This is a genomic window from Streptomyces sp. SL06, from assembly GCF_058244745.1.
Window position 1 is genome coordinate 1315951 of record NZ_JBSYOT010000002.1, and the last position, 20715, is coordinate 1336665.

Annotated in this window: 23 protein-coding genes and 2 pseudogenes; 16 read left to right on the forward strand and 9 right to left on the reverse strand. The window is 71.7% G+C overall.

From position 1 onward, the window contains the following. Positions 1 to 32: 32 nt before the first annotated feature. The 8 genes and pseudogenes from AC4IHM_RS05780 to AC4IHM_RS05815 form a co-directional block, all read left to right on the forward strand. Positions 33 to 1241, forward strand: a complete 1209-nt coding sequence (locus AC4IHM_RS05780; protein WP_490866001.1) for a pyridoxal phosphate-dependent aminotransferase — start codon at positions 33 to 35, stop codon at positions 1239 to 1241. Positions 1242 to 1473: 232 nt separating this feature from the next. Beyond that, positions 1474 to 2391, forward strand: a complete 918-nt coding sequence (locus AC4IHM_RS05785; protein ID WP_490866002.1) for a ribokinase — start codon at positions 1474 to 1476, stop codon at positions 2389 to 2391. After that, positions 2388 to 3425: an ABC transporter permease gene (locus AC4IHM_RS05790; protein ID WP_490866003.1), complete on the forward strand. Its 1038-nt coding sequence runs from the start codon at positions 2388 to 2390 to the stop codon at positions 3423 to 3425. Before AC4IHM_RS05785 ends, AC4IHM_RS05790 begins: the two co-directional genes overlap by 4 nt. 164 nt (positions 3426 to 3589) lie before the next feature. Beyond that, a complete protein-coding gene (locus AC4IHM_RS05795) occupies positions 3590 to 4618 on the forward strand; it encodes a sugar ABC transporter substrate-binding protein (RefSeq protein WP_490866004.1) in 1029 nt (342 codons plus the stop codon). Next, the gene (locus AC4IHM_RS05800; RefSeq protein ID WP_490866005.1) at positions 4618 to 6153 is read left to right on the forward strand and encodes a sugar ABC transporter ATP-binding protein; all 1536 of its coding nucleotides are present in this window, start codon (positions 4618 to 4620) and stop codon (positions 6151 to 6153) included. The genes AC4IHM_RS05795 and AC4IHM_RS05800 overlap by 1 nt, the downstream gene beginning before the upstream one ends. 55 nt (positions 6154 to 6208) lie before the next feature. Next, complete coding sequence (gene rbsD, locus AC4IHM_RS05805) at positions 6209 to 6664, forward strand: D-ribose pyranase (RefSeq protein ID WP_490866006.1); 456 nt, start codon at positions 6209 to 6211, stop codon at positions 6662 to 6664. Positions 6665 to 6781: 117 nt separating this feature from the next. Further along, positions 6782 to 7495 carry a deoxyribose-phosphate aldolase gene (deoC, locus tag AC4IHM_RS05810; protein ID WP_490866007.1) on the forward strand — a complete coding sequence of 238 codons (714 nt, stop codon included), beginning with the start codon at positions 6782 to 6784 and terminating at the stop codon, positions 7493 to 7495. A gap of 109 nt (positions 7496 to 7604) precedes the next feature. Continuing rightward, positions 7605 to 7790, forward strand: a pseudogene (locus AC4IHM_RS05815) (GntR family transcriptional regulator); the annotation flags it as partial. Here the strand turns inward: AC4IHM_RS05815 and AC4IHM_RS05820 are convergent. Continuing rightward, positions 7721 to 7924, reverse strand: coding sequence for a hypothetical protein (locus AC4IHM_RS05820; protein ID WP_490866008.1), 204 nt, complete (start codon positions 7922 to 7924; stop codon positions 7721 to 7723). The pseudogene AC4IHM_RS05815 and the gene AC4IHM_RS05820 overlap by 70 nt on opposite strands. Before the next feature lie 101 nt (positions 7925 to 8025). On the opposite strand from AC4IHM_RS05820, the gene AC4IHM_RS05825 reads away from it, so the two are divergent. The 4 genes from AC4IHM_RS05825 to AC4IHM_RS05840 all read left to right on the forward strand — a co-directional run bounded on the left by AC4IHM_RS05825 (position 8026) and on the right by AC4IHM_RS05840 (position 10186). Further along, positions 8026 to 8364 carry a UTRA domain-containing protein gene (locus AC4IHM_RS05825; protein ID WP_490866009.1) on the forward strand — a complete coding sequence of 113 codons (339 nt, stop codon included), beginning with the start codon at positions 8026 to 8028 and terminating at the stop codon, positions 8362 to 8364. Between the two features lie 25 nt (positions 8365 to 8389). After that, positions 8390 to 8989, forward strand: coding sequence for a histidine phosphatase family protein (locus AC4IHM_RS05830; RefSeq protein ID WP_490866010.1), 600 nt, complete (start codon positions 8390 to 8392; stop codon positions 8987 to 8989). Between the two features lie 75 nt (positions 8990 to 9064). Further along, the gene (locus AC4IHM_RS05835; RefSeq protein ID WP_490866011.1) at positions 9065 to 9709 is read left to right on the forward strand and encodes a hypothetical protein; all 645 of its coding nucleotides are present in this window, start codon (positions 9065 to 9067) and stop codon (positions 9707 to 9709) included. A gap of 54 nt (positions 9710 to 9763) precedes the next feature. Continuing rightward, entirely contained in the window at positions 9764 to 10186 is a 423-nt protein-coding gene (locus AC4IHM_RS05840; RefSeq protein WP_490866012.1) for an acyl-CoA thioesterase, read from the forward strand. Here AC4IHM_RS05840 and AC4IHM_RS05845 read toward each other — a convergent pair. Next, positions 10146 to 10598 carry a winged helix-turn-helix transcriptional regulator gene (locus AC4IHM_RS05845; RefSeq protein WP_490866013.1) on the reverse strand — a complete coding sequence of 151 codons (453 nt, stop codon included), beginning with the start codon at positions 10596 to 10598 and terminating at the stop codon, positions 10146 to 10148. The genes AC4IHM_RS05840 and AC4IHM_RS05845 overlap by 41 nt on opposite strands. A gap of 107 nt (positions 10599 to 10705) precedes the next feature. Here AC4IHM_RS05845 and AC4IHM_RS05850 point away from each other — a divergent pair, with 107 nt between their 5' ends. Then, positions 10706 to 12160 carry an MFS transporter gene (locus tag AC4IHM_RS05850; protein ID WP_490866014.1) on the forward strand — a complete coding sequence of 485 codons (1455 nt, stop codon included), beginning with the start codon at positions 10706 to 10708 and terminating at the stop codon, positions 12158 to 12160. Positions 12161 to 12236: 76 nt separating this feature from the next. Here the strand turns inward: AC4IHM_RS05850 and AC4IHM_RS05855 are convergent, their stop codons facing one another. From AC4IHM_RS05855 to AC4IHM_RS05885, 7 genes are all read right to left on the reverse strand, one after another. Continuing rightward, the gene (locus tag AC4IHM_RS05855) at positions 12237 to 13625 is read right to left on the reverse strand and encodes a nucleobase:cation symporter-2 family protein (protein WP_490866015.1); all 1389 of its coding nucleotides are present in this window, start codon (positions 13623 to 13625) and stop codon (positions 12237 to 12239) included. A 235-nt stretch (positions 13626 to 13860) separates the two neighbouring features. After that, the gene (locus tag AC4IHM_RS05860; protein ID WP_490866016.1) at positions 13861 to 15249 is read right to left on the reverse strand and encodes an 8-oxoguanine deaminase; all 1389 of its coding nucleotides are present in this window, start codon (positions 15247 to 15249) and stop codon (positions 13861 to 13863) included. A 242-nt stretch (positions 15250 to 15491) separates the two neighbouring features. Beyond that, positions 15492 to 16427 carry a factor-independent urate hydroxylase gene (gene pucL, locus AC4IHM_RS05865; RefSeq protein WP_490866017.1) on the reverse strand — a complete coding sequence of 312 codons (936 nt, stop codon included), beginning with the start codon at positions 16425 to 16427 and terminating at the stop codon, positions 15492 to 15494. Between the two features lie 7 nt (positions 16428 to 16434). Continuing rightward, positions 16435 to 16836, reverse strand: coding sequence for a hydroxyisourate hydrolase (gene uraH, locus AC4IHM_RS05870; protein ID WP_490866018.1), 402 nt, complete (start codon positions 16834 to 16836; stop codon positions 16435 to 16437). Continuing rightward, entirely contained in the window at positions 16833 to 17348 is a 516-nt protein-coding gene (uraD, locus tag AC4IHM_RS05875; RefSeq protein ID WP_490866019.1) for a 2-oxo-4-hydroxy-4-carboxy-5-ureidoimidazoline decarboxylase, read from the reverse strand. The genes uraH and uraD overlap by 4 nt, the downstream gene beginning before the upstream one ends. A gap of 149 nt (positions 17349 to 17497) precedes the next feature. Beyond that, complete coding sequence (locus AC4IHM_RS05880) at positions 17498 to 17866, reverse strand: helix-turn-helix domain-containing protein (RefSeq protein WP_490866020.1); 369 nt, start codon at positions 17864 to 17866, stop codon at positions 17498 to 17500. After that, a complete protein-coding gene (locus AC4IHM_RS05885; RefSeq protein WP_490866021.1) occupies positions 17863 to 18114 on the reverse strand; it encodes a YkoF family thiamine-binding protein in 252 nt (83 codons plus the stop codon). Before AC4IHM_RS05885 ends, AC4IHM_RS05880 begins: the two co-directional genes overlap by 4 nt. Before the next feature lie 142 nt (positions 18115 to 18256). On the opposite strand from AC4IHM_RS05885, the gene AC4IHM_RS05890 reads away from it, so the two are divergent. The 3 genes and pseudogenes from AC4IHM_RS05890 to AC4IHM_RS05900 all read left to right on the forward strand — a co-directional run. Continuing rightward, entirely contained in the window at positions 18257 to 19114 is an 858-nt protein-coding gene (locus AC4IHM_RS05890; protein WP_490866022.1) for a TIM barrel protein, read from the forward strand. Between the two features lie 30 nt (positions 19115 to 19144). Then, positions 19145 to 20038 (forward strand): 2-hydroxy-3-oxopropionate reductase, encoded by an 894-nt coding sequence (locus tag AC4IHM_RS05895; protein ID WP_490866023.1) that lies wholly within the window; start codon positions 19145 to 19147, stop codon positions 20036 to 20038. Between the two features lie 102 nt (positions 20039 to 20140). Further along, positions 20141 to 20443: pseudogene (locus AC4IHM_RS05900) on the forward strand (catalase); the annotation flags it as partial. Positions 20444 to 20715: the final 272 nt, after the last annotated feature.

Sequence of the window (20715 nt, forward strand, 5' to 3'; positions counted from 1 at the left end):
GCAACACCAGATACCGGAGGGGAAGCGCCGCCATGGAGTTCCGGCAGTCGAACAAGCTCAGCGAGGTCTGTTACGAGATCCGCGGTCCGGTCATCGAGCACGCCGACGCGCTGGAGGAGGCGGGGCACAGCGTGCTGCGCCTGAACACCGGCAACCCGGCGCTCTTCGGCTTCGAGGCGCCGGAGGAGATCCTCCAGGACATGATCCGCATGCTCCCGCGCGCGCACGGCTACACGGACTCGCGCGGCATCCTCTCCGCCCGCCGCGCCGTCGCCCAGCGCTACCAGGCGCTCGGCCTGGAGGTCGACGTGGACGACGTCTTCCTCGGCAACGGCGTCTCCGAGCTGGTCTCCATGGCCGTGCAGGCCCTCCTGGAGGACGGCGACGAGGTCCTGATCCCCGCCCCCGACTTCCCCCTCTGGACGGCGGTGACCACCCTCGCCGGCGGCAAGGCGGTCCACTACCTGTGCGACGAACAGGCGGACTGGTACCCGGATCTGGCCGATCTGGAGTCCAAGGTCACCGGCCGCACCAAGGCGGTCGTCATCATCAACCCCAACAACCCCACCGGCGCCGTCTATCCGAAGGAGATCGTCGAGGGCATCCTCGACCTCGCCCGCCGGCACGGCCTGATGGTCTTCGCCGACGAGATCTACGACCAGATCCTCTACGACGACGCCGTCCACCACACGGCCGCCGCGCTCGCCCCCGACCTGGTGGTCCTGACCTTCTGCGGCCTGTCCAAGACGTACCGGGTGGCGGGCTTCCGCTCCGGGTGGCTGGTGGTGACCGGCCCGAAGCAGCACGCGAAGGACTACCTGGAGGGCCTGACCATGCTGGCCTCCATGCGCCTGTGCGCCAACGCGCCCGCCCAGTACGCCATCCAGGCCGCGCTCGGCGGCCGGCAGTCCATCCGCGAGCTGACCGCCCCGGGCGGGCGGCTGCGCCAACAGCGCGACGTGGCCTGGGAGAAGCTGAACGAGATCCCCGGCGTCTCGTGTGTGAAGCCCAAGGGCGCGCTGTACGCGTTCCCCCGCATCGATCCGGCCGTCCACAAGATCCACGACGACGAGCGCTTCGTCCTGGACCTGCTGCTGCGGGAGAAGATCCAGGTCGTCCAGGGCACCGGCTTCAACTGGCCCTCCCCCGACCACTTCCGCATCCTGACGCTGCCGCACGCGGAGGACCTGGAGGCGGCGATCGGCCGGATCGGGCGGTTCCTGAGCGGGTACCGACAGTAGCGGGTACCGCCAGCAGGGGCCGCCGCACCCGCGCGCCGCAATCGCGCCCCGCGCCCCGCACCCCGCGTCCCGCACCCACGACCGGAAGGCCGGGCCGATCATGGCCCGGCCTTCCGCATGCCCTGGGCGTTTCGCGTGCCCAGCCTTTTCCGTGCACGACCATTGACTATGGACATCCCTGTACCTACGCTCTCGCTTGTTCATGGTTGTCCATACACAAAGTGGTGTGTCGATGAAGATCGCGGTTGTCGGAAGTTATGGCGCCGGTCTCACCATGCGGGTGCCCAAAGCGCCTGCTGCGGGCGAGACCGTCTCGGGCGGTCGGTTCGACTCGGGCGCCGGCGGAAAAGGCAGCAACCAGGCCATCGGCGCCGCCCGGCTGGGGGCGGAGGTCTCACTCCTGACCGCCGTGGGCGACGACGAGTTCGGCCGCTCCGCGCGGGAACTGTGGCAGCGCGAGGGGGTCGGCGCCGGGCACGTGGTGACCGCCGAGGCCCCCACCATGGTCGGGTTCATCCTGGTCGAGCCGTCCGGGGAGAACCGCATCGCCATCGCCCCGGGCGCCCTGGACGAACTGGACGCCGCCGCCGTCGGCTCCTTCGGCGCCGAGATCGCCGCCGCCGACATCCTGGTCGTCTCCATGGAGATCCCCGAGGAAGCCGTCGTCGCCGCGCTGCGCGCCGGCCGCGAGGCCGGCACCCGGACCCTGCTCAACCCCGCGCCCGCCCGGCCGCTGCCCGACGAGTGCTGGCCCCTCATCGACGTGCTCACGCCCAACCAGACGGAGGCCCCCGTCCTGCTCGGTCTCGACGAGGGGCACGGGCTCGGTGACGAGGACCTGGCCCGCGCGCTGCACGAGCGGACCGAGGGCGTCGTCGTCATCACCCGGGGCGGCGAGGGCGCGCTGATCGCCCAGTCCTCCGGCGTCACCGTCGTGCCCCCGCGCCCGGCCCGGACCGTCGTCGACACCACGGGCGCGGGCGACTCCTTCACCGCCGCCTTCGCCGTCGCCCTGGCCGAGGGCCAACCGGTGGGCCCGGCCGTGGAGTTCGCCGCCGCCGCGGGCTCCCACACCGTGTCGATCGCGGGCGTCGTGCCCGCCCTGCCCACCAGAGCCCAGCTGAACGCCCTGATTGGAAACGCCTCGTGACCACGACCACCTCCAAGCCGCCGACCGCAGCGGCGCCGTCGTCCGACGAGAGCACCCGGCGGATCCCCCTCGCGCTGAGCAGGCTGCTGCACGCGCGGGAGGCCGGTGTGTTCGCCGCGCTCGTCCTGCTCTTCCTGCTGGGCACCGTGCTCTCGCCGACGTTCGCCCAGTCCGACAACCTGCTCTCGGTGGGCCAGCAGATCGCGCAGATCGGCATCATGGCCGTCGGGGCGACCTTCGTCATCCTCAACGGCGAGATCGACCTCTCGGTCGGCTCCACCTACGCCCTGTCGGCGATCTCCACCGGCATGCTCATCTCCGACGGCTGGAGCTGGCCCGCGGCCATGTTCGTCGGACTGGCCGTGGGTGTCCTCGCCGGGCTGCTCAACGGGCTGGCCGTGGTGGTGCTGGGCGTGCCGTCCTTCATCGTCACCCTGGGCACGCTCAGCGTCTTCCGCGGCGTCGCCCTGCTCATCTCCGACGGTGCCCCGATCTCGCTCAGCTCCTCCCAGCCCGGTGTCTCCGACTTCAACCTCCTCGGCCAGGGGCGGCTGTTCGGCCTCGTGCCCATGCAGTTCGTCTTCTTCGCCGTCGTCGCCGCCATCGGCGTGGTCCTGCTGGCGCGCTCCCGCTTCGGCTTCAACACCTACGCGGTCGGCGGCAACCCGGAGGCCGCCCGGCTCGTCGGCGTCAACGTCAAGCGGGTCAAGCTCACCGCCTTCGTCCTCTCCGGCTTCGCCGCGGGCCTGGCCGGTGTCCTCGGCCTGTCCTTCCTGTCCTATGTGCAGGGTGTGACCGGGCAGGGCCTGGAACTGACCGTCATCTCGGCCGTCATCATCGGCGGCGCCGCCCTCTTCGGCGGCTCGGGCACGATGTGGGGCACCGTCATCGGCGTCGCCTTCATCGGCCTGCTCCAGAACATCCTCAACATCAAGGGCATCTCGTCCTTCTGGCAGACCGTCGTCACCGGTCTCGTCATCGTCGCCGCCGTCGCGGCCGACACCTGGCAGCGCAAGCGCAAGACCCGCGCCTGACCGCCGCCCACGAGCCCGCGCCCGCCCACGCACCACCGGCGGCCCGGACCACCCCGCCCCGCACGACGCCGCCCCACCGGCTCCTCCTTACTTCCTCTCCTCCTCTCCTCCTCTCCTCACCTCCCGCCACCCGCATGGCCCACGGACTCGCCGAAGGAGCCCCGATGTCCCCTCGTACCCTGCTCAGATCACTCACCGCCGCCGCTGCCGCCACCGCCGCGCTCTCCCTCACCGCGTGCGGCGCCGTCACCGCCGACAACGCCGGCGGCGGCTCCGACGACGGCTCCTTCAAGCTCGCCTCGTACATCCAGCAGCGGATCGACGACGACAAGCCGATGCGCATCAAGCTGAGCTACCACGACCCGTCGCTCGCCTTCGCGACGCCGATCGCCTCGGGCATGAAGCGGGCCGGCAAGGAACTGGGCGCCAACGTCTCCCTCATCGGCCCCACCGGCGGCGACGCCGCCAAGCAGGTCTCCGAGATACAGACGCTCATCCAGCAGAAGGCCGTGGACGGCCTCGCCGTCTCCTCCGCCTCCAGCGACGCCCTCAAGCCCGTCATCAGCCAGGCCTACAAGGCGGGCATCCCGATCATCTCCTTCAACACCGACAACCCCGACTCCCAGCAGATGGGCTTCGTCGGCCAGGACCTCAAGGGCTCCGGAAAGGCCCAGGCCGAGCAGTTGCGCAAGGACATGAAGGGCGACCTCAACGGCAAGTCCGTCGTGGTCTTCTCCGTCGACACCGGCGCCGGCTGGTCGCACGACCGCTTCAGCGGCTTCAAGGAGGGCCTGGACGGCAGCGGCCTGAAGATCGTCGGACCGGTCAACGTCGGCAACGAGCCCAACAGCGCCTACAACACCGTCGAGTCCACCATGTCCGGCCAGTCCAACGTGGCCGCCGTGGCCGGCCTGGACTGCTGCTCGACCACGGCCGCCGCCAAGTGGGTGGCCCAGTCCGGGAAGGCCGACACCATCACGATGGGCGGCTTCGACCTGCTGACCCAGACGGCCGAGTACATCGACCGCGGCGTCCTGGACTTCACCATCAGCCAGAACCCGGCCGAGCAGGGCTACCAGGCGGTCAAGGTGCTGTACGACTTCCTCACCAAGGGCACCAAGATCACCGGCGTGGACACCGGCGCGGAGTTCATCACCAGCGACAACCTCGCCGACGCGACCGTGGAGGACTGATGACCCCCGCACCGCACGACGCCTCCTCCGGCGCCCCGGCCGTCCAAATACGCGGCCTCACCCGCAACTTCGGTCCGGTCCGCGCCCTGCGCAACGTCTCCTTCAACGTCCCCGCGGGCGAGATCACGGCCCTGCTGGGCGAGAACGGCGCCGGAAAGTCGACCCTGCTCAAGATCCTGGCCGGCCTCCAGCCGCCCAGCGAGGGCAGCGTCACCGTCTTCGGGGAGGAGGTCGCCTCCTTCGAACCGGCCACCATGCTCGACCGGCACGGCGTGGCGATCGTCCCCCAGGAACTGTCGCTGCTGCCCGACCGCACCGTCGCGGAGAACGTGCTCAGCGGCGTCGAACCGGGCAACCGCTGGTTCCCCTCCCGCCGCCGGATGCTGGAACGCACCACCGAACTCCTCGGCGAACTCGACCTCCACCTGGACCCGAACGCCTCCGTACGGACCCTGGACCTGGCCACCCAGCAGCTCATCGTGGTGGCCCGCTCCATCGCCCGGGGCTGCCGGGTGCTGATCCTCGACGAACCGACGGCGATGCTCACCCCCGCCGAGGCCGACCGGCTGTTCGCCCTCATGGACAGGCTCAAGACGGCCGGCACGACCATGCTCTACGTCTCCCACCGCATGCCCGAGGTCTTCCGCCTGGCCGACCACATCCAGGTGCTGCGCGACGGCGGCCACGTCGCCTCCTGGCGCAGCGCGGAGACCACCCCCGACCAGGCCGTCGCCGCCATGGTCGGCCGCGAACTGAACCGGCTCGCCCCGCGCGCCGGCAGCGGGGGCGAACCGAGCGCCGAACCGGCCCTGAAGGTACGGGAGCTGAGCGGCAGACGGCACCGGGACGTCTCCTTCGACCTGCGCCCGGGAGAGATCCTCGGAGTGGCCGGACTGCCCGACTCCGGCCGGGTCGAACTGCTCCACAACCTCTTCGGCGGGACCCCCGGCACCGGCGGCTCCGTGGAACTGCTCGGCAAGCCCTACGACCGGCGCAACCCGATCGCCAGCGTCGAACGCCGGCTGGCGTTCGTCCCCGGCGAGCGCCGCGCCCAGGGCCTGCTGACCACCATGAGCGTCGGTGAGAACATCGGCGCCCTCACCACGAAGACCTTCAGCCGGCTGGGCCTCGTCCGCCGCCGCGCCTTCGACGCGGCCGCCACCGAGCAGGCGCGGCGGCTGCGGGTGAAGACGGCCACCATGAGCCAGCCCATCACCAGCCTGTCCGGCGGCAACCAGCAAAAGGCCGTACTCGGACGCTGGCTGGCGATCAACCCGGGGGTGCTGATCCTCGACGAGCCCACCCGCGGCGTGGACGTCGGTGCCAAGGCCGAGATCTACGCGCAGTTGTCCGCGCTCGCGGACGAGGGGCTCGCCATCCTCTGCTCCTCCTCCGACCTGCCCGAACTGCTCACCCTGACCGACCGCATCGCGGTGATGAGCGAGGGCCGCCTGGTGGCCGTCGTCGACACCGCCGAGGCCACCGAGGAGTCCGTGATGACCCTCGCCACCGGAGCGGTGCCGGCCGCGGCCTGACACCGGCCGTCCGGCTCGCACCGGACCACCACGGCCCCACCCGAAAGGAACCCCCATGAAACGCTCCGGCATCCTCAACGCCGAACTGAGCGGAGTCCTGGCCACACTCGGCCACACCGACCTGCTGCTCGTCGTCGACGCGGGCTTCCCCGTGCCGCGCGACGCGCACCGCGTCGACCTCGCCCTCGCGGAGAACCTGCCCGACCTGCGCACGGTCCTCGGCCTGATCGCCGACGAACTGGTCGTCGAGGGCGTGGTCCGCGCCGAGGACGTCCCCACCCACAACCCCCGCCTGGACTCGTGGCTGCACGAGCGCTTCACCGGCGCCGAGTTCACCACCCGCCCGCACGCCGAGGTGCTCGGCGACCTGGCCCGGCAGGCCAAGGCCGTGGTACGCACCGGGGCCTTCGAGCCCTGGGGCAACATCGGCCTCTACTGCGGTGTGGACGCCCCCCGGTGGTTCGGCGGCGAGGGCGTGGTCGTACCGGAGCAGTACGCGTCCAAGGTCTGAGCCCCCGGCCGGGTGCCGGAACCGCCGGCTCCCGTCATCTCGTCGCGGCCCCTCATGGAACACCCGCCGGCCGATCCGCCGGGTTTCCGCCGCTTTTTATCCCAGGGAGATCACCCCGTGTCCGAAGTTACCGTCAAGCCCGCCGAACTCACCCTCACCCCGGCTGAGTTGGCGCCCTACATTCAGCACACCAGGATCGATGCGGACGCGACGCGCGACGACATGATCACCCACGCTCGGGAGGCCGTCACGCACGGCTTCAACGCGGCGATGGTGTCCGCCTCCTGGCTGCCCGTCGTGGTCGCCGAACTGGAGGGCACCGGCGTCGAGGTCGCCTCCGCCCTCGACTTCCCGACCGTCGGCGTCATGACCAGCGCCGGGAAGGCCGCCGAGGCCGCCGAGATCGCCCGGCTCGGCGCCACCCAGCTCGACATGGGCGTGCAGGTCGGCTGGCTCAAGAGCGGCCGCTACGACGACTTCCGCGAGGACATCGCCGGCGTCGTGCGGGCCTGCGGCCTGCCGGTCAAGGTCATGCTCGAACTGCCGCTGCTGACCGACGCCGAGAAGGAGGCCGCCGTCGAACTCGCCATGGAGGCGGGCGCGTCCTACCTGAAGAATGCCAGCAGCGGTCAGATCGAGACTGCGAATCCGACCAGCGTTCGTTACCTTGTTGACCGGGCGCGGGAAGGGGTCCGGGTGAAGGCGTCCGGCTCGATCAAGAGCTACCGGCAGGGTCTGGAACTCCTGCGCGCGGGCGCCTCCCTGCTCGGGACCAGCGCCGGTGTGGCGATCATCACCGACAGCGGCGACGAGTCCACCGCGAGCTACTGACCGGAAGACCACCGCCGTACCCCGGCCGCCCCACGCGGCCGGGGTACGGCTGCCACGTCCGGAGCGACACCCGTCCTCCGGTGAGAGCGGAAAAGGAGATGCGACCACGGTGACGGCCGACAAGGGCGGGCTCCCGGGCATCAAACGGGACGTCCCCACGGCGATCCACGTCCAGATCTCGGAACACATCCGACTGCGTATCGCCGGCGGTGAGTGGCCGCCGCACTACCGCCTCAAGAGCGAGCCGGAACTGGCCAAGGAGTTCGGGGTCAGCCGCGGCACCCTGCGCCGGGCCCTGACCACGCTCATCGAGGAGGGCCTGCTGCGCCAGGTGCGCGGGCGCGGCACCTTCGTCACCTCGACGACGATCGAACCCGCCATCGCCCAGAAACTGAGCACCCTCTCCGAGGACTTCGCCAGCCAGGGCATCGTCACCACCACCTCGGTGCGCGAGTGCTCGCTGATCCTGCCGCCCCGCCCCGTCGCCGCCCTGCTGGAACGTCACCCCCGGCACGCGTGTCCTGCGCCTGGTGCGTGTCCGCAGGACCGAGCAGGGCCCGGTCGCCCTGCTCGTCAACTTCGTCCGCACCGACCTCGCGCCCGGCATCGAGGAGGTCGACTTCACCTCCTCCAGTCTCTTCGGCGTCCTGGAGGGCACCTACGGGCTGAAGATCGCCACGGCCCGCCGCACCTTCGGCGCCGAGGCCGCCACCGCCGAGGTCGCCACCGCCCTCGACCTCACCGAGAGCGCCCCCGTCCAGTACCTCCAGCAGGTCACCTATCTCGCCGACGACCGGCCGGTGGAGTACTCCGACGTGTGGATCCACAGCGGCCGTCTGCGCGTCACGTCGCTGCTGCTGCGCCGCTGACCGGCCGGAACCGTAGCCTGGCGGCATGGGTGATCTTTTTCTGGTGCGGCACGGGGAGACCGAGTGGTCGCGGTCCGGGCGGCACACCGGGCTCACGGACGTGCCGCTGACCGAGTACGGACGGGAGCAGGCGCGGGGGCTGGTGCCGCTGATCCGGTCGCACCGGATCGGGGCCGCCTTCGTGAGCCCGTCCGAGCGGGCCCGGGAGACCGCCGAGCTGATCGGGCTGCGCGAGATGCGGATCGACTCCGACCTGCACGAGTGGGACTACGGCGGGTACGAGGGGATCACCTCGGTCGAGATCCACCGCGACCGGCCGGACTGGTTCCTGTTCACCGACGGGGTCGCCCCCGGCCCGCCGGAGCATCCCGGGGAGACGCCGGAGCAGGTCGGGGCGCGGGCCGACCGGGTGCTGGCCCGGGTGGAGGCCGCGTTCGCCAACACCGAGGGGTGTGTGGTGCTGGTGGCGCACGGACACTTCCTGCGGGTGCTGACCGCGCGGCATCTGGGCCTCGCCTCGTCGCACGGGGCGCTGTTCCAGCTGGGCACGGGGACGCTGTGCCGGCTGGGCACGGAGTACGGGCGCCCGGTGATCGCCACCTGGAATGTCAGACCCCCGTCGTAGTCTTCGAGGACGTCACCGGTGAATGTCGGGTGGACGTCACCGGTGGCCGTCACCGGTGAAGGGGAGGAGGAGGCCGTGGCACTGTCGCCCACCGCCGCGCAGCGGCGTGTCATCGCCGCCGCCGACCCTGCCACCGGGCGTCTGAGGGGTACCCGGGCACAGCTCGCGGCGCTGGTCGGGCGAGGGCTCGCCTTCCGGCATCCCCGCCCGCCGCACGACCACTTCCTGACCCCGGCCGGCCACCGGATACGGGAGCTGCCGGACGAGCCCGACACAGTGGACGCCCCGGCGGCCCCCGCACCGGCCGCAGGCGATGTGTTCGCCGCTCGGGTGGGCGGGGAGGAGCCCGTGCCCGACGGGTCGGGGCCCGCCCGGCTGCGTGAGGTGCGCGGCGCCTGGCAGGGATTGCTCGAACTGCGCCGGATGACCCATCCCGACGGGAGCACGGACCGGCCCTGCGGCTGGGAGCGGACCCATCTGGTGCGGGCCGCCGCGCTCGCCCTGGAGGCGGCCGGGCATCGTCCGGCGGGTCCGGCCGGTGACGACGGGTACCGGGTGCGGGCGACGCCGCAGCCCGAGGCCGTCGCCGTGTACGCGGCGGACGGCACCGCGCTGCGGGCCTGCGCTCGGACGCTGGAGGGGGCGGGATGGCAGGCCGGGGAGCACACCGAGCCGCGCACCCGGGCCCGTTACCTGCTGGCCTCGCCTCGGAAGGTGTGACACCCCCGTGCCAGGATCGACCGGTCAGTACGTCCACGACGAGAGGCGGCAGCGGTGAGCGAGCCCTTTTCCGTGTCCGTGACGGTCCGCGGGTACGAGACCGACACCCAGGGCCATCTGAACCAGTCCGTGTACCTGAACTACGCCGAGCACGCCCGCTGGTCGCTGCTCCAGGCGGCCGGCATCCGGCAGGCCGACCTGGTGGCCCGGGGTGTGGGGCCCGTGGCCCTGGAGACGACCATCCGCTTCCGGCGGGAGCTGCTCGCCGGTGACGAGACCACGGTGACCTGCGCGTTCGAGTGGGGCGAGGGCAAGACCTTCCGGATCCGGCAGGTCATCCGCAAGGCGGACGGCACGGTCGCGGCCGAGGTCGAGGGCGTCGGCGGGCTGATGGACCTGACCGCCCGCAGGCTGATGGCCGATCCGCGGCAGCGGTTCAAGGAGCTGGCGGCGCGGCCGGAGCTGTTCGGTCTGTGAGGCCGGGCTCCCGCACGTCCAGCAGCTCCGGGCGGTGCTCGGTGTCGTAGGCGGCGCGGGCCTCGGCGACGTACATCCGGTTGCGCTCGGCCCAGTCCGTCAACTGCTGCAAGGACTCGTGCAGTTCGCGGGCCACCGGGGTGAGGGCGTACTCCACCTTCGGCGGCACCGTGGCGTGGACGGTGCGGGTGACGAGGCCGTCGCGCTCCAGGTTGCGCAGGGTCAGGGTCAGCATGCGGCGGCTGATGCCCTCGATGCCGCGCTCCAGTTCGGTGAACCGGATCGGGCCGTGCGCCGCCGCCACCAGGATCTGCACGCTCCATTTGCCGGCGACCCTGTCAAGAACCTCGCGCACCGGGCACGCGTGCGCGTTCACGACCTGGGAGGTAACACCGGTGTTCCTTCGGGACATCGAACTGCCTCCTTATGCCGGCCCCCATGGTTACCCACCATGTTCTCCGTTACAAGTCGTGCACCCTCGTGCACGCGGAGCCCATGGAGAGTGGAGGCGGCGTCGCCATGACGACCGGTGTCGAGTCCCCGGCACGACCACGGGTGAGACCGTACTCACGCTGGGCGGCCCTCGTCGTCCTGTGCGCGGGGACCCTTATGACGATCCTGGACGGCAGCATCGTCACGGTCGCCATGCCGGCCGTCCAGAGCGACCTCGGTTTCACCGGGCCGGGGCCGGCCTGGGTGGTCAACGCCTATCTCATCCCCTTCGGCGGGCTGCTGTTGCTGGCGGGCCGGCTCGGCGACCTGGTCGGGCGCAGGCGGATGTTCACCACGGGGCTCGCGCTGTTCACGGCGGCGTCCGTGCTGTGCGGGGTGGCCACCGGCCGGGGAGCGCTGATCGCGGCGCGCGCCGTGCAGGGGGTCGGCGGGGCGATGACCATGGCCGTGGTGCTCGGCATGGTGGTCGCGCTCTTCCCCGAGCCCCGCGAACGGGCGCGGGCGATCGCCGTGTTCAGCGCGGTCGGCGCGGCGGGCGGAGCGCTCGGCACGTTCCTCGGCGGGGCCCTGACCGAGGCGTTCGGCTGGCACTGGATCTTCCTGATCAACCTGCCGATCGGGCTCGTCGCCTGGCTCGCGGCGGTCCGGGTCCTGGCCCCGGACGAGGGCGCGGGGCTCGGCCGGGGCGCCGACTGTCCGGGGGCGGCACTCGTCACCGGCGCGCTGATGCTGACGGTGTACACGATCATCGGTTCCGATGGGCTGGGGGTGTCCACCACGGCCGTGCTCGCCGTGCTCGCCCTCGGCCTGTTCGCCGGGTTCGCCGTCCGGCAGGCGCGTGCCGCGCGTCCGCTGGTGCGGCTGCGGCTGTTGCGCTCACGGCTGCTGGCCGGGGCCAACGCGGTGCAGATACTGATGGTCGCGACGATGTACGGCTTCCAGTTCATCGGCGCGCTGTATCTGCAACGCGTCCTCGGCTACGGCGAGTTGGCCACGGGCACGGCGTTCCTGCCGGCGCCGGTGGCGATCGGGGTGCTGATGCTGGGGCTGTCGGCGCGTACGGTCGGCCGGTTCGGGGCGTACCGGGTGCTGCTGGCCGGGCTGGTGCTGATCGCCGGTGGGATGGCGCTGCTCGGCCGCGCTCCGGTCGACGGCCGGTACGTCACCGACGTACTGCCGCCGATGCTGCTGCTCGCGACCGGGTTCGCCGCCGCGATGCCCGCGCTGACCGGGCTGGCGATGGCGGGGGCCCGCGAGGAGGACGCGGGTCTGGCGTCCGGGTTGTTCAACACCACGCAGGTGGTGGGTGGTTCGCTGGGCCTGGCGGTGCTGTCGACACTGGCGGCGGCCCGTACGGAGACACTGACCGGCACGGGCGCCACGCAGGTGGAGGCCACGGCCGCCGGACACCGGCTGGCCTTCCAGGTGGCGGCCGTACTGGCAACAGCGGCCCTGGCACTGGCCGCGGCAACCCTGCGCGGGCCGCGCGGGAAGGGCGCCTCGGGGGAAGGCGGCGGGTGAGCGCAGCCGGCGAACGGGGCCCGTGGGCGCCGGCCGTGGGCGCGGGCGGGGACGTTCGGTGGGGCGGGTGCCGGGGTCATCGTGTGGTGGGGGTGCGGGAGGACTCGGAGATTTCGGTTCCCGCCTCCATCGGGTGGGTCACGTCCTCCGCGTCGCGTTCCCGGCCGCCGATGTGGTTGAAGACCAGGTTGAGCAGAACGGCGGCCACACAGCCGGTCGAGATGCCGGAGTCGAGGATGATCCTCGCGTTCTGCGGGAACGAGTGGTAGAAGTCCGGCGCCGCGATCGGGATGATGCCGACGGCGAGGGAGACCGCCACGATCAGGACGTTGTTGTCCTTGTCGAGGCTCGCCCGCACCAGGGTCTGGATGCCGCTGGCCGCGACCGAGCCGAACAGCACGACCCCGGCGCCGCCGAGCACCGGGCGGGGGACGACGGCGATCAGCGAGGCGGCCATCGGGCACAGGCCCATCAGCACCAGGAAGCCGCCGCCCGCGGCGACGACGAAGCGGCTGCGGATCCTCGTCATCGCGACCAGGCCGATGTTCTGGGCGAAGGCGCTGCACATGAAGCCGTTGAAGACCGGGCTGAGTGCCGAGCCGAGGGTGTCGGCGCGCAGGCCGGCCGCGATGGTCCTCTCGTCGGCCGGGCGGTCCACGATCTCGCCGAGGGCGAGCATGTCGGCGGTGGACTCGGTCATCGAGACCACCATCACGACGCACATGGACAGGATCGCGGCGACCTGGAACTGCGGTGCGCCGAAGTGGAACGGGGTCGGGAAGCCGACGACGTCCGCGTCGACGACCGGGCCGAAGTCCGTGGCGCCGAACGGGATCGCGAGGAGCGTGCCGGCGACCAGGCCGAGCAGCACCGCGATCTGCTTGACGAAGCCGCGCGTGAAGCGGCGCAGGAGGAGCACGACGACGAGGGTGATCGCGGCCAGGCCCAGGTTGGTCGAGGATCCGTAGTCGTCCGCCGTCGGGCTGGGGCCCTGCGCCCAGCCGAAGGCCACGGGCAGCAGGGATATGCCGATGAGGGTGATCACCGTGCCGGTGACGACCGGCGGGAAGAAGCGGATCGCCTTGCAGAAGACGGGGGCGGCCAGAAAGCCGAGGAGCCCGGCGACGATGACCGCGCCGAAGATGATCGGCAGCGCGTCCGACTTGTCGCCGGTGGACGCGACGATCGCGGTCATGGGGGCGACGCCGGCGAAGGTGACGCCGTTGACGAACGGCAGCCGGGCGCCGATCTTCCAGATGCCGAGGGTCTGCAGGAAGGTGGCGAGGCCCGCGGTGAACAGGCAGGCGCCGGTGAGGAAGGTGAGTTCGGTGGCGGTCAGGCCGATGGCCGCGCCGACGATCAGGGGCGGGGCGACGACTCCGGCGTACATGGCGGCCACGTGTTGCAGGCCGGTCGTCGCCATCTTGAGTGGCGGGAGTTTTTCGTCAACAGGGTGGTCGGCCACGGCGGTGTTCCTCCGGTCGGTTACACGTCTGACTCTGACGCGGGTGTCAGGGAGGTGGTGCGGATGGTCGTGCGGGACCGGGACGGACCGTTCGCGAAAACGGGGACCGCTCCCGGGGCGTGCGCGGTACGCACGCCCCGGAGTCGGCCACCGTGGGCCCCGCCGGGGTCCACGGCCACCGGCCGGGAGCCGTCCCTCCCGGCCGGAGATCACAAGGTGTTCGGCCGCCCGTGCTTCAGGCCTGTGCCGCGATGCCCGCCAGCCGGCGCGCCTCGTCCCGGGTGGAGCGGGCGATCGCGTCCTCGTCGACCGTGAGCAGCCGGCCGTTCTCGACGATCTGGCGGCCGTTCACGAACGACGCGGTGACCGGGGCCGCCGCGCCGAGGACCAGCGCCGTCACCGGGTCGGCGATCGAGGAGTGGGCGAGGGTGTCCATCCGCCACAGCACGAGGTCGGCGAGCTTGCCGGCCTCCAGGGAGCCGGTCTCGGCGGCCCGGCCGAGGACCCGGGCGCCGCCGTGGGTGCCGAGGCGCAGCGCCTGGCGGGCGGTCAGGGCGGCCTCCCGGTGGGCGCCGAGGCGGTTGACGAGGAGGGCGTTGCGCAGTTCGGTGTGGAGTTCGCCGGACTCGTTGGACGCGGTGCCGTCGACGCCGAGGCCGACCGGGACGCCGGCGGCGAGCAGGTCGGGGACGCGGGCGATGCCGGCGGCGAGGCGGGCGTTGGAGGAGGGGCAGTGGGCGACGCCGGTCGCGGTGCGGGCGAAGGCGGCGATGTCGGAGTCGTTCATGTGGACGCAGTGCGCCATCCACACGTCCTCGCCGAGCCAGCCGGTGGACTCGAAGTAGTCGGTCGGGCCCATGCCGAACAACTCGTGGCAGAACTTCTCCTCCTCCACGGTCTCCGAGCCGTGGGTGTGCAGCCGTACCCCGAGGCGGCGTGCCAACTCGGCGCCCTGGCGCATCAGTTCGGTGGATACGGAGAACGGGGAGCAGGGTGCCACGGCAACCTGGGTCATCGCGTCGAAGGAGGCGTCGTGGTGCTCCCGGACGGTGGCCTCGGTGGCGGCGAGCGCGTCGTCCAGGCTCTCCACCGCGAAGTCCGGGGGCAGCCCGCCGGCGGACTCGCCGCGGTCCATGGAGCCGCGGGCGAGGGTGAGGCGGACGCCCGTTTCGCGGGCGGCGCGGATGATCGCGCCGGACAGGTCGCCGGAGCCGCGCGGGAAGACGTAGTGGTGGTCCATGGCGGTGGTGACGCCGCCGCGGGCCATCATGGCGAGGGAGCCCTGGGCGGCGGCGTACACCATCGGCTCGTCGATGCGCGCCCAGGTCGGGTACAGCGCGACCAGCCAGTCGAAGAGGTTGTGGTCGGTGGCCAGGCCCCGGGTGATCCACTGGTAGAAGTGGTGGTGGGTGTTGACCAGGCCGGGCGTGACCAGGTGGCCGGTCGCGTCGATCCGGCGTACGACGTTCTCCAGGTCCGGCGCCGCCGGTCCCGCGCCGACGGACTCGATCCTGTTGCCGGCGATCACCACGTGGCCCGAGGCGTACTCGGTGTCGTCCGCGTCCACGGTGGCGATCGCGCAGTTCTCGATGACCAGGCGCTCGGCTGCCGATGCTGCTGCCATGCTGCTTCCTTGTCTTTCAGTGGGGCCCGTGGGCGGGGAGTCGGGTACCCACGGGGAGGGCACGGCAGGACCCTGGAGGATTTGAGTGCCGGAACCGTGCTGCGGCTCCGGGTGCCGAGGTGGTGGAGGAACAGGGCCCTTTGGCGGACGGGGCTTTCACGGGCGGGGCTTTCGCGGGCGGGGCCATTGCGTTCCCTCCGGTGTGGCGCGCCACCGGCCCGGCCGGTGGCGCGCGTTCCGCGTCAGAGGTTGGTCATGTCGACCGGGATGAGCTGCTCGGCGCCGTCGCGCAGGATGGTGGCCTCGATCAGGCCGTAGGGGCGGTCGGCGGCGTAGTAGACGGCGCCGTCCTTGGCGTCGTTGTCGATCCCGAAGGGGGACAGGTCGGAGCGGAAGTGGTGCTTGTTGGGCATCGAGAAGCGGATCTCGTCGACCTCGTCACGGGAGTTGAGCACCCGTACGCCCATCTCGAAGAGGGTCTGCTGGAGCGAGTACGAGTAGGTCTCGGCGAAGGCCTGGAGCGCGTGCTTGCGCACCCCGCCGTAGGAGCGGTCCCAGTCGGGGGCGTGCGAGTCGACGCCGTCCCAGTTGTGCCGCCACCAGGTGGAGACGGTGGTGGCGAGGATGCGGTCGTGGTCCTCCTGGAGGGTGGTGTACTTGTCCTTGAGGAAGCCGGAGAACTCGGAGTTGGTCGAGTTCAGGACGGTCAGGTCCTTGAACCCGGAGAGCACCTGGATGCCGTGGCCGTCGTAGGTGATCTGCGCGACGCGGGTCTCCTGGCCCTTGCGGACGAAGGAGTGGGCGATCTCGTCCGAGCCGACGAAGCGGGCCCCGGTCCGTGAGGTCTCGATCCGCTCCCAGGCGTACTCCTCGACGCGGATGCGGGCCCGGTGGATGGGCTCGTTGTCGTCGACGAAGTGGCGGGCGAGCTTGATCGCGAGGTCCTCGGCGCTGTCGATCCCGTGTTCCTTGGCGAAGGCGAACACCGTGTTCTTGGTGGTGTCGGTCGGCAGGACGTTCGTGTTGGAGCCGCTGCGGTGGACCTCCTCCATGTCGCCGGAGAGGGCGACGGAGACGTTCAGGTCCTTGATGTGGTGTGTGTCGCCGTTACGCGTGATCTTGACAACGCGGTTCTCCGCCTTGCCGTACTGGTTCTGTCCCAGGACGAAACGGGTCATGTGTCGGTCAGCTCCCTCGGTAAACGGAGTAGCCGAACGGGTTGAGCAGCAGCGGAACGTGGTAGTGCTCGCCGGGCACCACCGCGAAGGTGATGGTGACCTCGGGGAAGAACACGGGCCGGCCGTTCTCGCTGTCCCGGAGCGCGGGGGCGTCCTGCTGGGCCGCGGCTTGTTTCCTGGCGAAGTACGTCTCGGTGTCGAAGCCGAGCCGTACGTGGGTGGTGCCCTCCGGCAGGGCCGGCAGGTCCTTGCACCGTCCGTCCGCGTCGGTCGCGGAGCCGCCGAGCGCCTGCCAGTGCGCCCCGGGCCCGCCGCGGGCGTCGAGGCGGACGGGGACACCCTCGGCGGGGCGGCCGGCGCTGGTGTCCAGGATGTGCGTGGACACGGAGGCGGTGGTGCTGGTGCTCATGGTCGGGCGTCCTGTTCGACGAGTCGGGTCAGGCGGATGCGGTTGATCCTTCCCAGTTCGGTGCGGATGATCTCCCGCTCCCGCTCGGGCGGGTTGCCGATCCGCTCCCGGACCGCGTCCCGCATCTGCTCGCCGGTTTGGCCGGTGGCGCAGATGAGGAAGACATGGCCGAACTTCTCCTGGTAGGCCAGGTTGAGTTCGAGCATCTCCGCCTTGAGTTGCTCGGTGGCGCCGGCCATCCCCGCCTGCTCGCGGGAGGAGGTGGGATCGCCGGGCTCGGGGCGGCCGATCGGCGGATGCCCCGCCATCGCCTCCGCGAGGTCCGCGGCCGTCAGCGCGGCCGTCGCGGCGTCACTGGCGGCGTACAGATCCCCGCCGGTGGCGTAGGGGCGGGCGGCGAGCAGTCGCCGGCCCCATGCCGTGGCGGCGCACACCTCGTGGAGTTCGGCGAGTGCCTCGGACTCCGCGAGGGTGTTGAATCGGGCCAGGCCCGACGCGGAAGTGGACGTCACGGGAGCCTCCGTGGCCTTGTGCTGAACGGGCGTGCCGACAGCTAACGCCCTCGAAAACAGGCCGTCAACACTTTGTTGAAAATTCTGGGCAACAAAAGCCGCCGCCCGGTCACCGGGCGGCGGCTCGCCGTTCAGCGGATCATGCCTGGTCAGGCACCCTTCTCGCGGTTGAGGTAGTTGTAGACGGTGAAGCGGCTGACGCCCAGGGCACCCGCGACGGTCTCCACCCCATGGCGTACGGAGAAGGCGCCGCGCGCCTCCAGCATCCGTACGACCTCCTGCTTGGCCCTGCGGTCCAGGTCGGCGAGCGGTCTGCCCTGCCTGCGCTCCAGGGCGACGAGGATGTGGTCCAGGGAGTCGGCGAGCTGCGGCAGGCGTACGGCGACGGCCTCGGCGCCCTGCCAGGAGAGCACGACATCGTCCTGGCCCGCCTCGTCCGGCGGGAGCAGCTCGCCGCCGATGGCGTCGACGAGTGGCTTCACGGCCGCGATGAAGGGCTCCTCCCCCGGGCCGGTCACCGCTCGTCCTCCGCGACCACGTTGACCTGGAGGGAGATCCGGGTGGCGCCGACCTCCAGGGACCTGCGCAGCAGCGCGTCCACGGCGGCGAGCACCTCGTCGGCGCCGCCCACGGCGGTGTTGCCGAACGGGCCGACGTCGACCGCGTCCAGCCCGCCGGCCTCGACGACCTCCCGGGCCACCACCGCGTGCGCGGGCGCCTCGTCGAGGTCGAAGGGCTCGGTCGTGAACTCCACTCTCAATCGCACCCGGTCAACCTAACGCGCGGTGACCGCTTTGCGCCGCCCCCCTCTTGACAAGGCCGGAACCCCGGCGGCAATCTTCCAGTAAGCAGAAATGAACTTCCGTAATGCGGAATTAAGGACACCTCGGAAGGGAGCGCGGCGTCCGATGCCAGGTTTCGAGTGGAGCACAGCCGCAGACCAGCGCTTCAACGTCAACCTGTCGATCCTCTTCACCGAACTCCCGCTGCTGGAGCGCCCGGCGGCCGCCGCCGCGGCCGGCTTCACCGCGGTCGAGCTGTGGTGGCCCTGGATCGACTCGCCCGCCCCGGGGCAGCGCGAACTCGACGCCCTGAAGAAGGCGATCGAGGACGCGGGCGTCCGGCTGACCGGGCTGAACCTCTACGCCGGGCGGCTGCCGGGCCCCGACCGCGGCGCCCTGTCGATCCCCGGCGAGGAGTCGGACCGCTTCCGCGCCAACGTCGACGTGGCCGCCGGCTTCGCCGGGTCGCTGGGCTGCGCGGCCCTCAACGCCCTGTACGGCAACCGCGTCGAGGGCGTGGACCCGGCCGAGCAGGACGAACTCGCCCTGGAGAACCTGGCCCTCGCCGCCCGCGCGGCCGACCGGATCGGGGCGGTCCTGCTGATCGAGGCGCTCAACGAACCCGAGTCGCCGCGGTACCCGCTGGTGTCGGCGCCGGCCGCCGTGGCGGTCGTCGACAAGGTCAACGAGGCCACCGGGCTCGGCAACGCCAGATTCCTCATGGACCTCTACCACCTGTCCATGAACGGCGAGGACCTGCCGAGGGTGATCGACGCGTACGCCGCGAGGACCGGCCATGTGCAGATCGCCGACAACCCCGGCCGCGGCGCCCCCGGCACGGGCTCCCTCCCGCTGGCGGACCTGCTCGGCCGGCTGCGGAAGGCCGGTTACGAGGGCTGGGTCGGCCTGGAGTACAAGCCGGGCGACAGGCCCGGCGCCGAGGCCTTCGACTGGCTGCCCCGCGAGGCCCGCGCCGCCCGCTGACCACCCCCCAGTACCGAGAGGCACCCTCACATGAGCAACAACCTTCCCTCCGTCGCCTGGATCGGCCTCGGCATCATGGGCTCCCCCATGTCGGAGAACCTGATCAAGGCGGGTTACCGGGTCACCGGCTTCACGCTGGAGCGGGAGAAGCTGGACCGCCTGGCCGCCGCGGGCGGCACCGCGGCCGGCTCGATCGCCGAGGCCGTGCGCGACGCCGACGTGATCGTCACCATGGTGCCCGCGTCGCCGCAGGTCGAGGCCATCGCCTACGGACCCGACGGCATCCTGGACAACGCCGGGCCCGGCGCACTGCTGATCGACATGTCCTCGATCACCCCGCAGACCTCCCTCGACCTGGCGAGGGCCGCGAAGGACCGGGGCGTCCGCGTGCTGGACGCCCCGGTGTCCGGCGGCGAGGCCGGCGCCGTCGAGGCCGTGCTGTCCATCATGGTGGGCGGCGAACAGGCCGACTTCGACGCAGCCCGGCCGCTGTTCGAGGCGCTCGGCAGGACCATCGTGCTGTGCGGCCCGCACGGTTCGGGCCAGACGGTGAAGGCCGCCAACCAGCTGATCGTCGCCGTGAACATCCAGGCGTGCGCCGAGGCCGTGGTCTTCCTGGAGAAGTCGGGCGTGGACCTGACGGCCGCGCTCGACGTGCTCGGCGGCGGCCTGGCCGGCTCCACCGTGCTGGCCCGGAAGAAGGACAACTTCCTGGCCCGCGACTTCAGGCCGGGCTTCCGCGTCGACCTGCACCACAAGGACATGGGCATCGTCACCGACGCCGCCCGCGCCGTTGGCGCCGCGCTGCCGGTCGGCGCCGTGGTCGCGCAGCTGATCGCGTCGCTGCGCGCCCAGGGCGACGGCGGCCTGGACCACTCGGCCCTGCTGCGGGCCGTGGAGCGGCTCTCGGGCGCCCAGGTCTGACCCGGAGCCCCTTCAACAAACTGTTGACGCGCTCTCGGCCCAAATCTAGGCTCCACGAAGCGGAAACCAGTTTCCGCCGACTCCTCGTACGGAAGGTCCACGATGTCGCAGCGCGTGCCCACGGCGCGGACTCTCACCACGGAGTCCGGCGCCCCGGTCGCGGACAACCAGAACTCCGCCTCCGCCGGCATCGGCGGCCCCCTGCTGATCCAGGACCAGCACCTGCTGGAGAAGCTCGCCCGCTTCCACCGCGAGCGCATCCCGGAGCGCGTGGTGCACGCCCGCGGCTCCGGCGCCGACGGCCACTTCGAGGTCACCGACAACGTCACCGGCTTCACGCGCGCCGGCTTCCTGAGCGCCGTCGGCAGGCGCACCGAGGTGTTCCTGCGCTTCTCCACGGTGGCCGGCCCGGAGTACGGCAGGCGCGTGGAGGAGGCGGTCCGCGCCCTGCGCGAGGACTGACCCACCGGCTCGCACACGGCACGCCCGGCGGGGAGGCCGGGGCCGTGTGCGCGGCCCGCGGGGCATCGCAGCGGCCCGGAGGACGGTGACCGCACGGTGCCTGCGCGGGCAGGGCGAGGACCGCGGCGGCCTGCGAGCCAGTGCGGTGGTGAAGGGCCCGGAAGCCTCTCCCCCGACCCGAGAGGGGAGGGCGCTCCGGCCCCGTCGCACCGCCG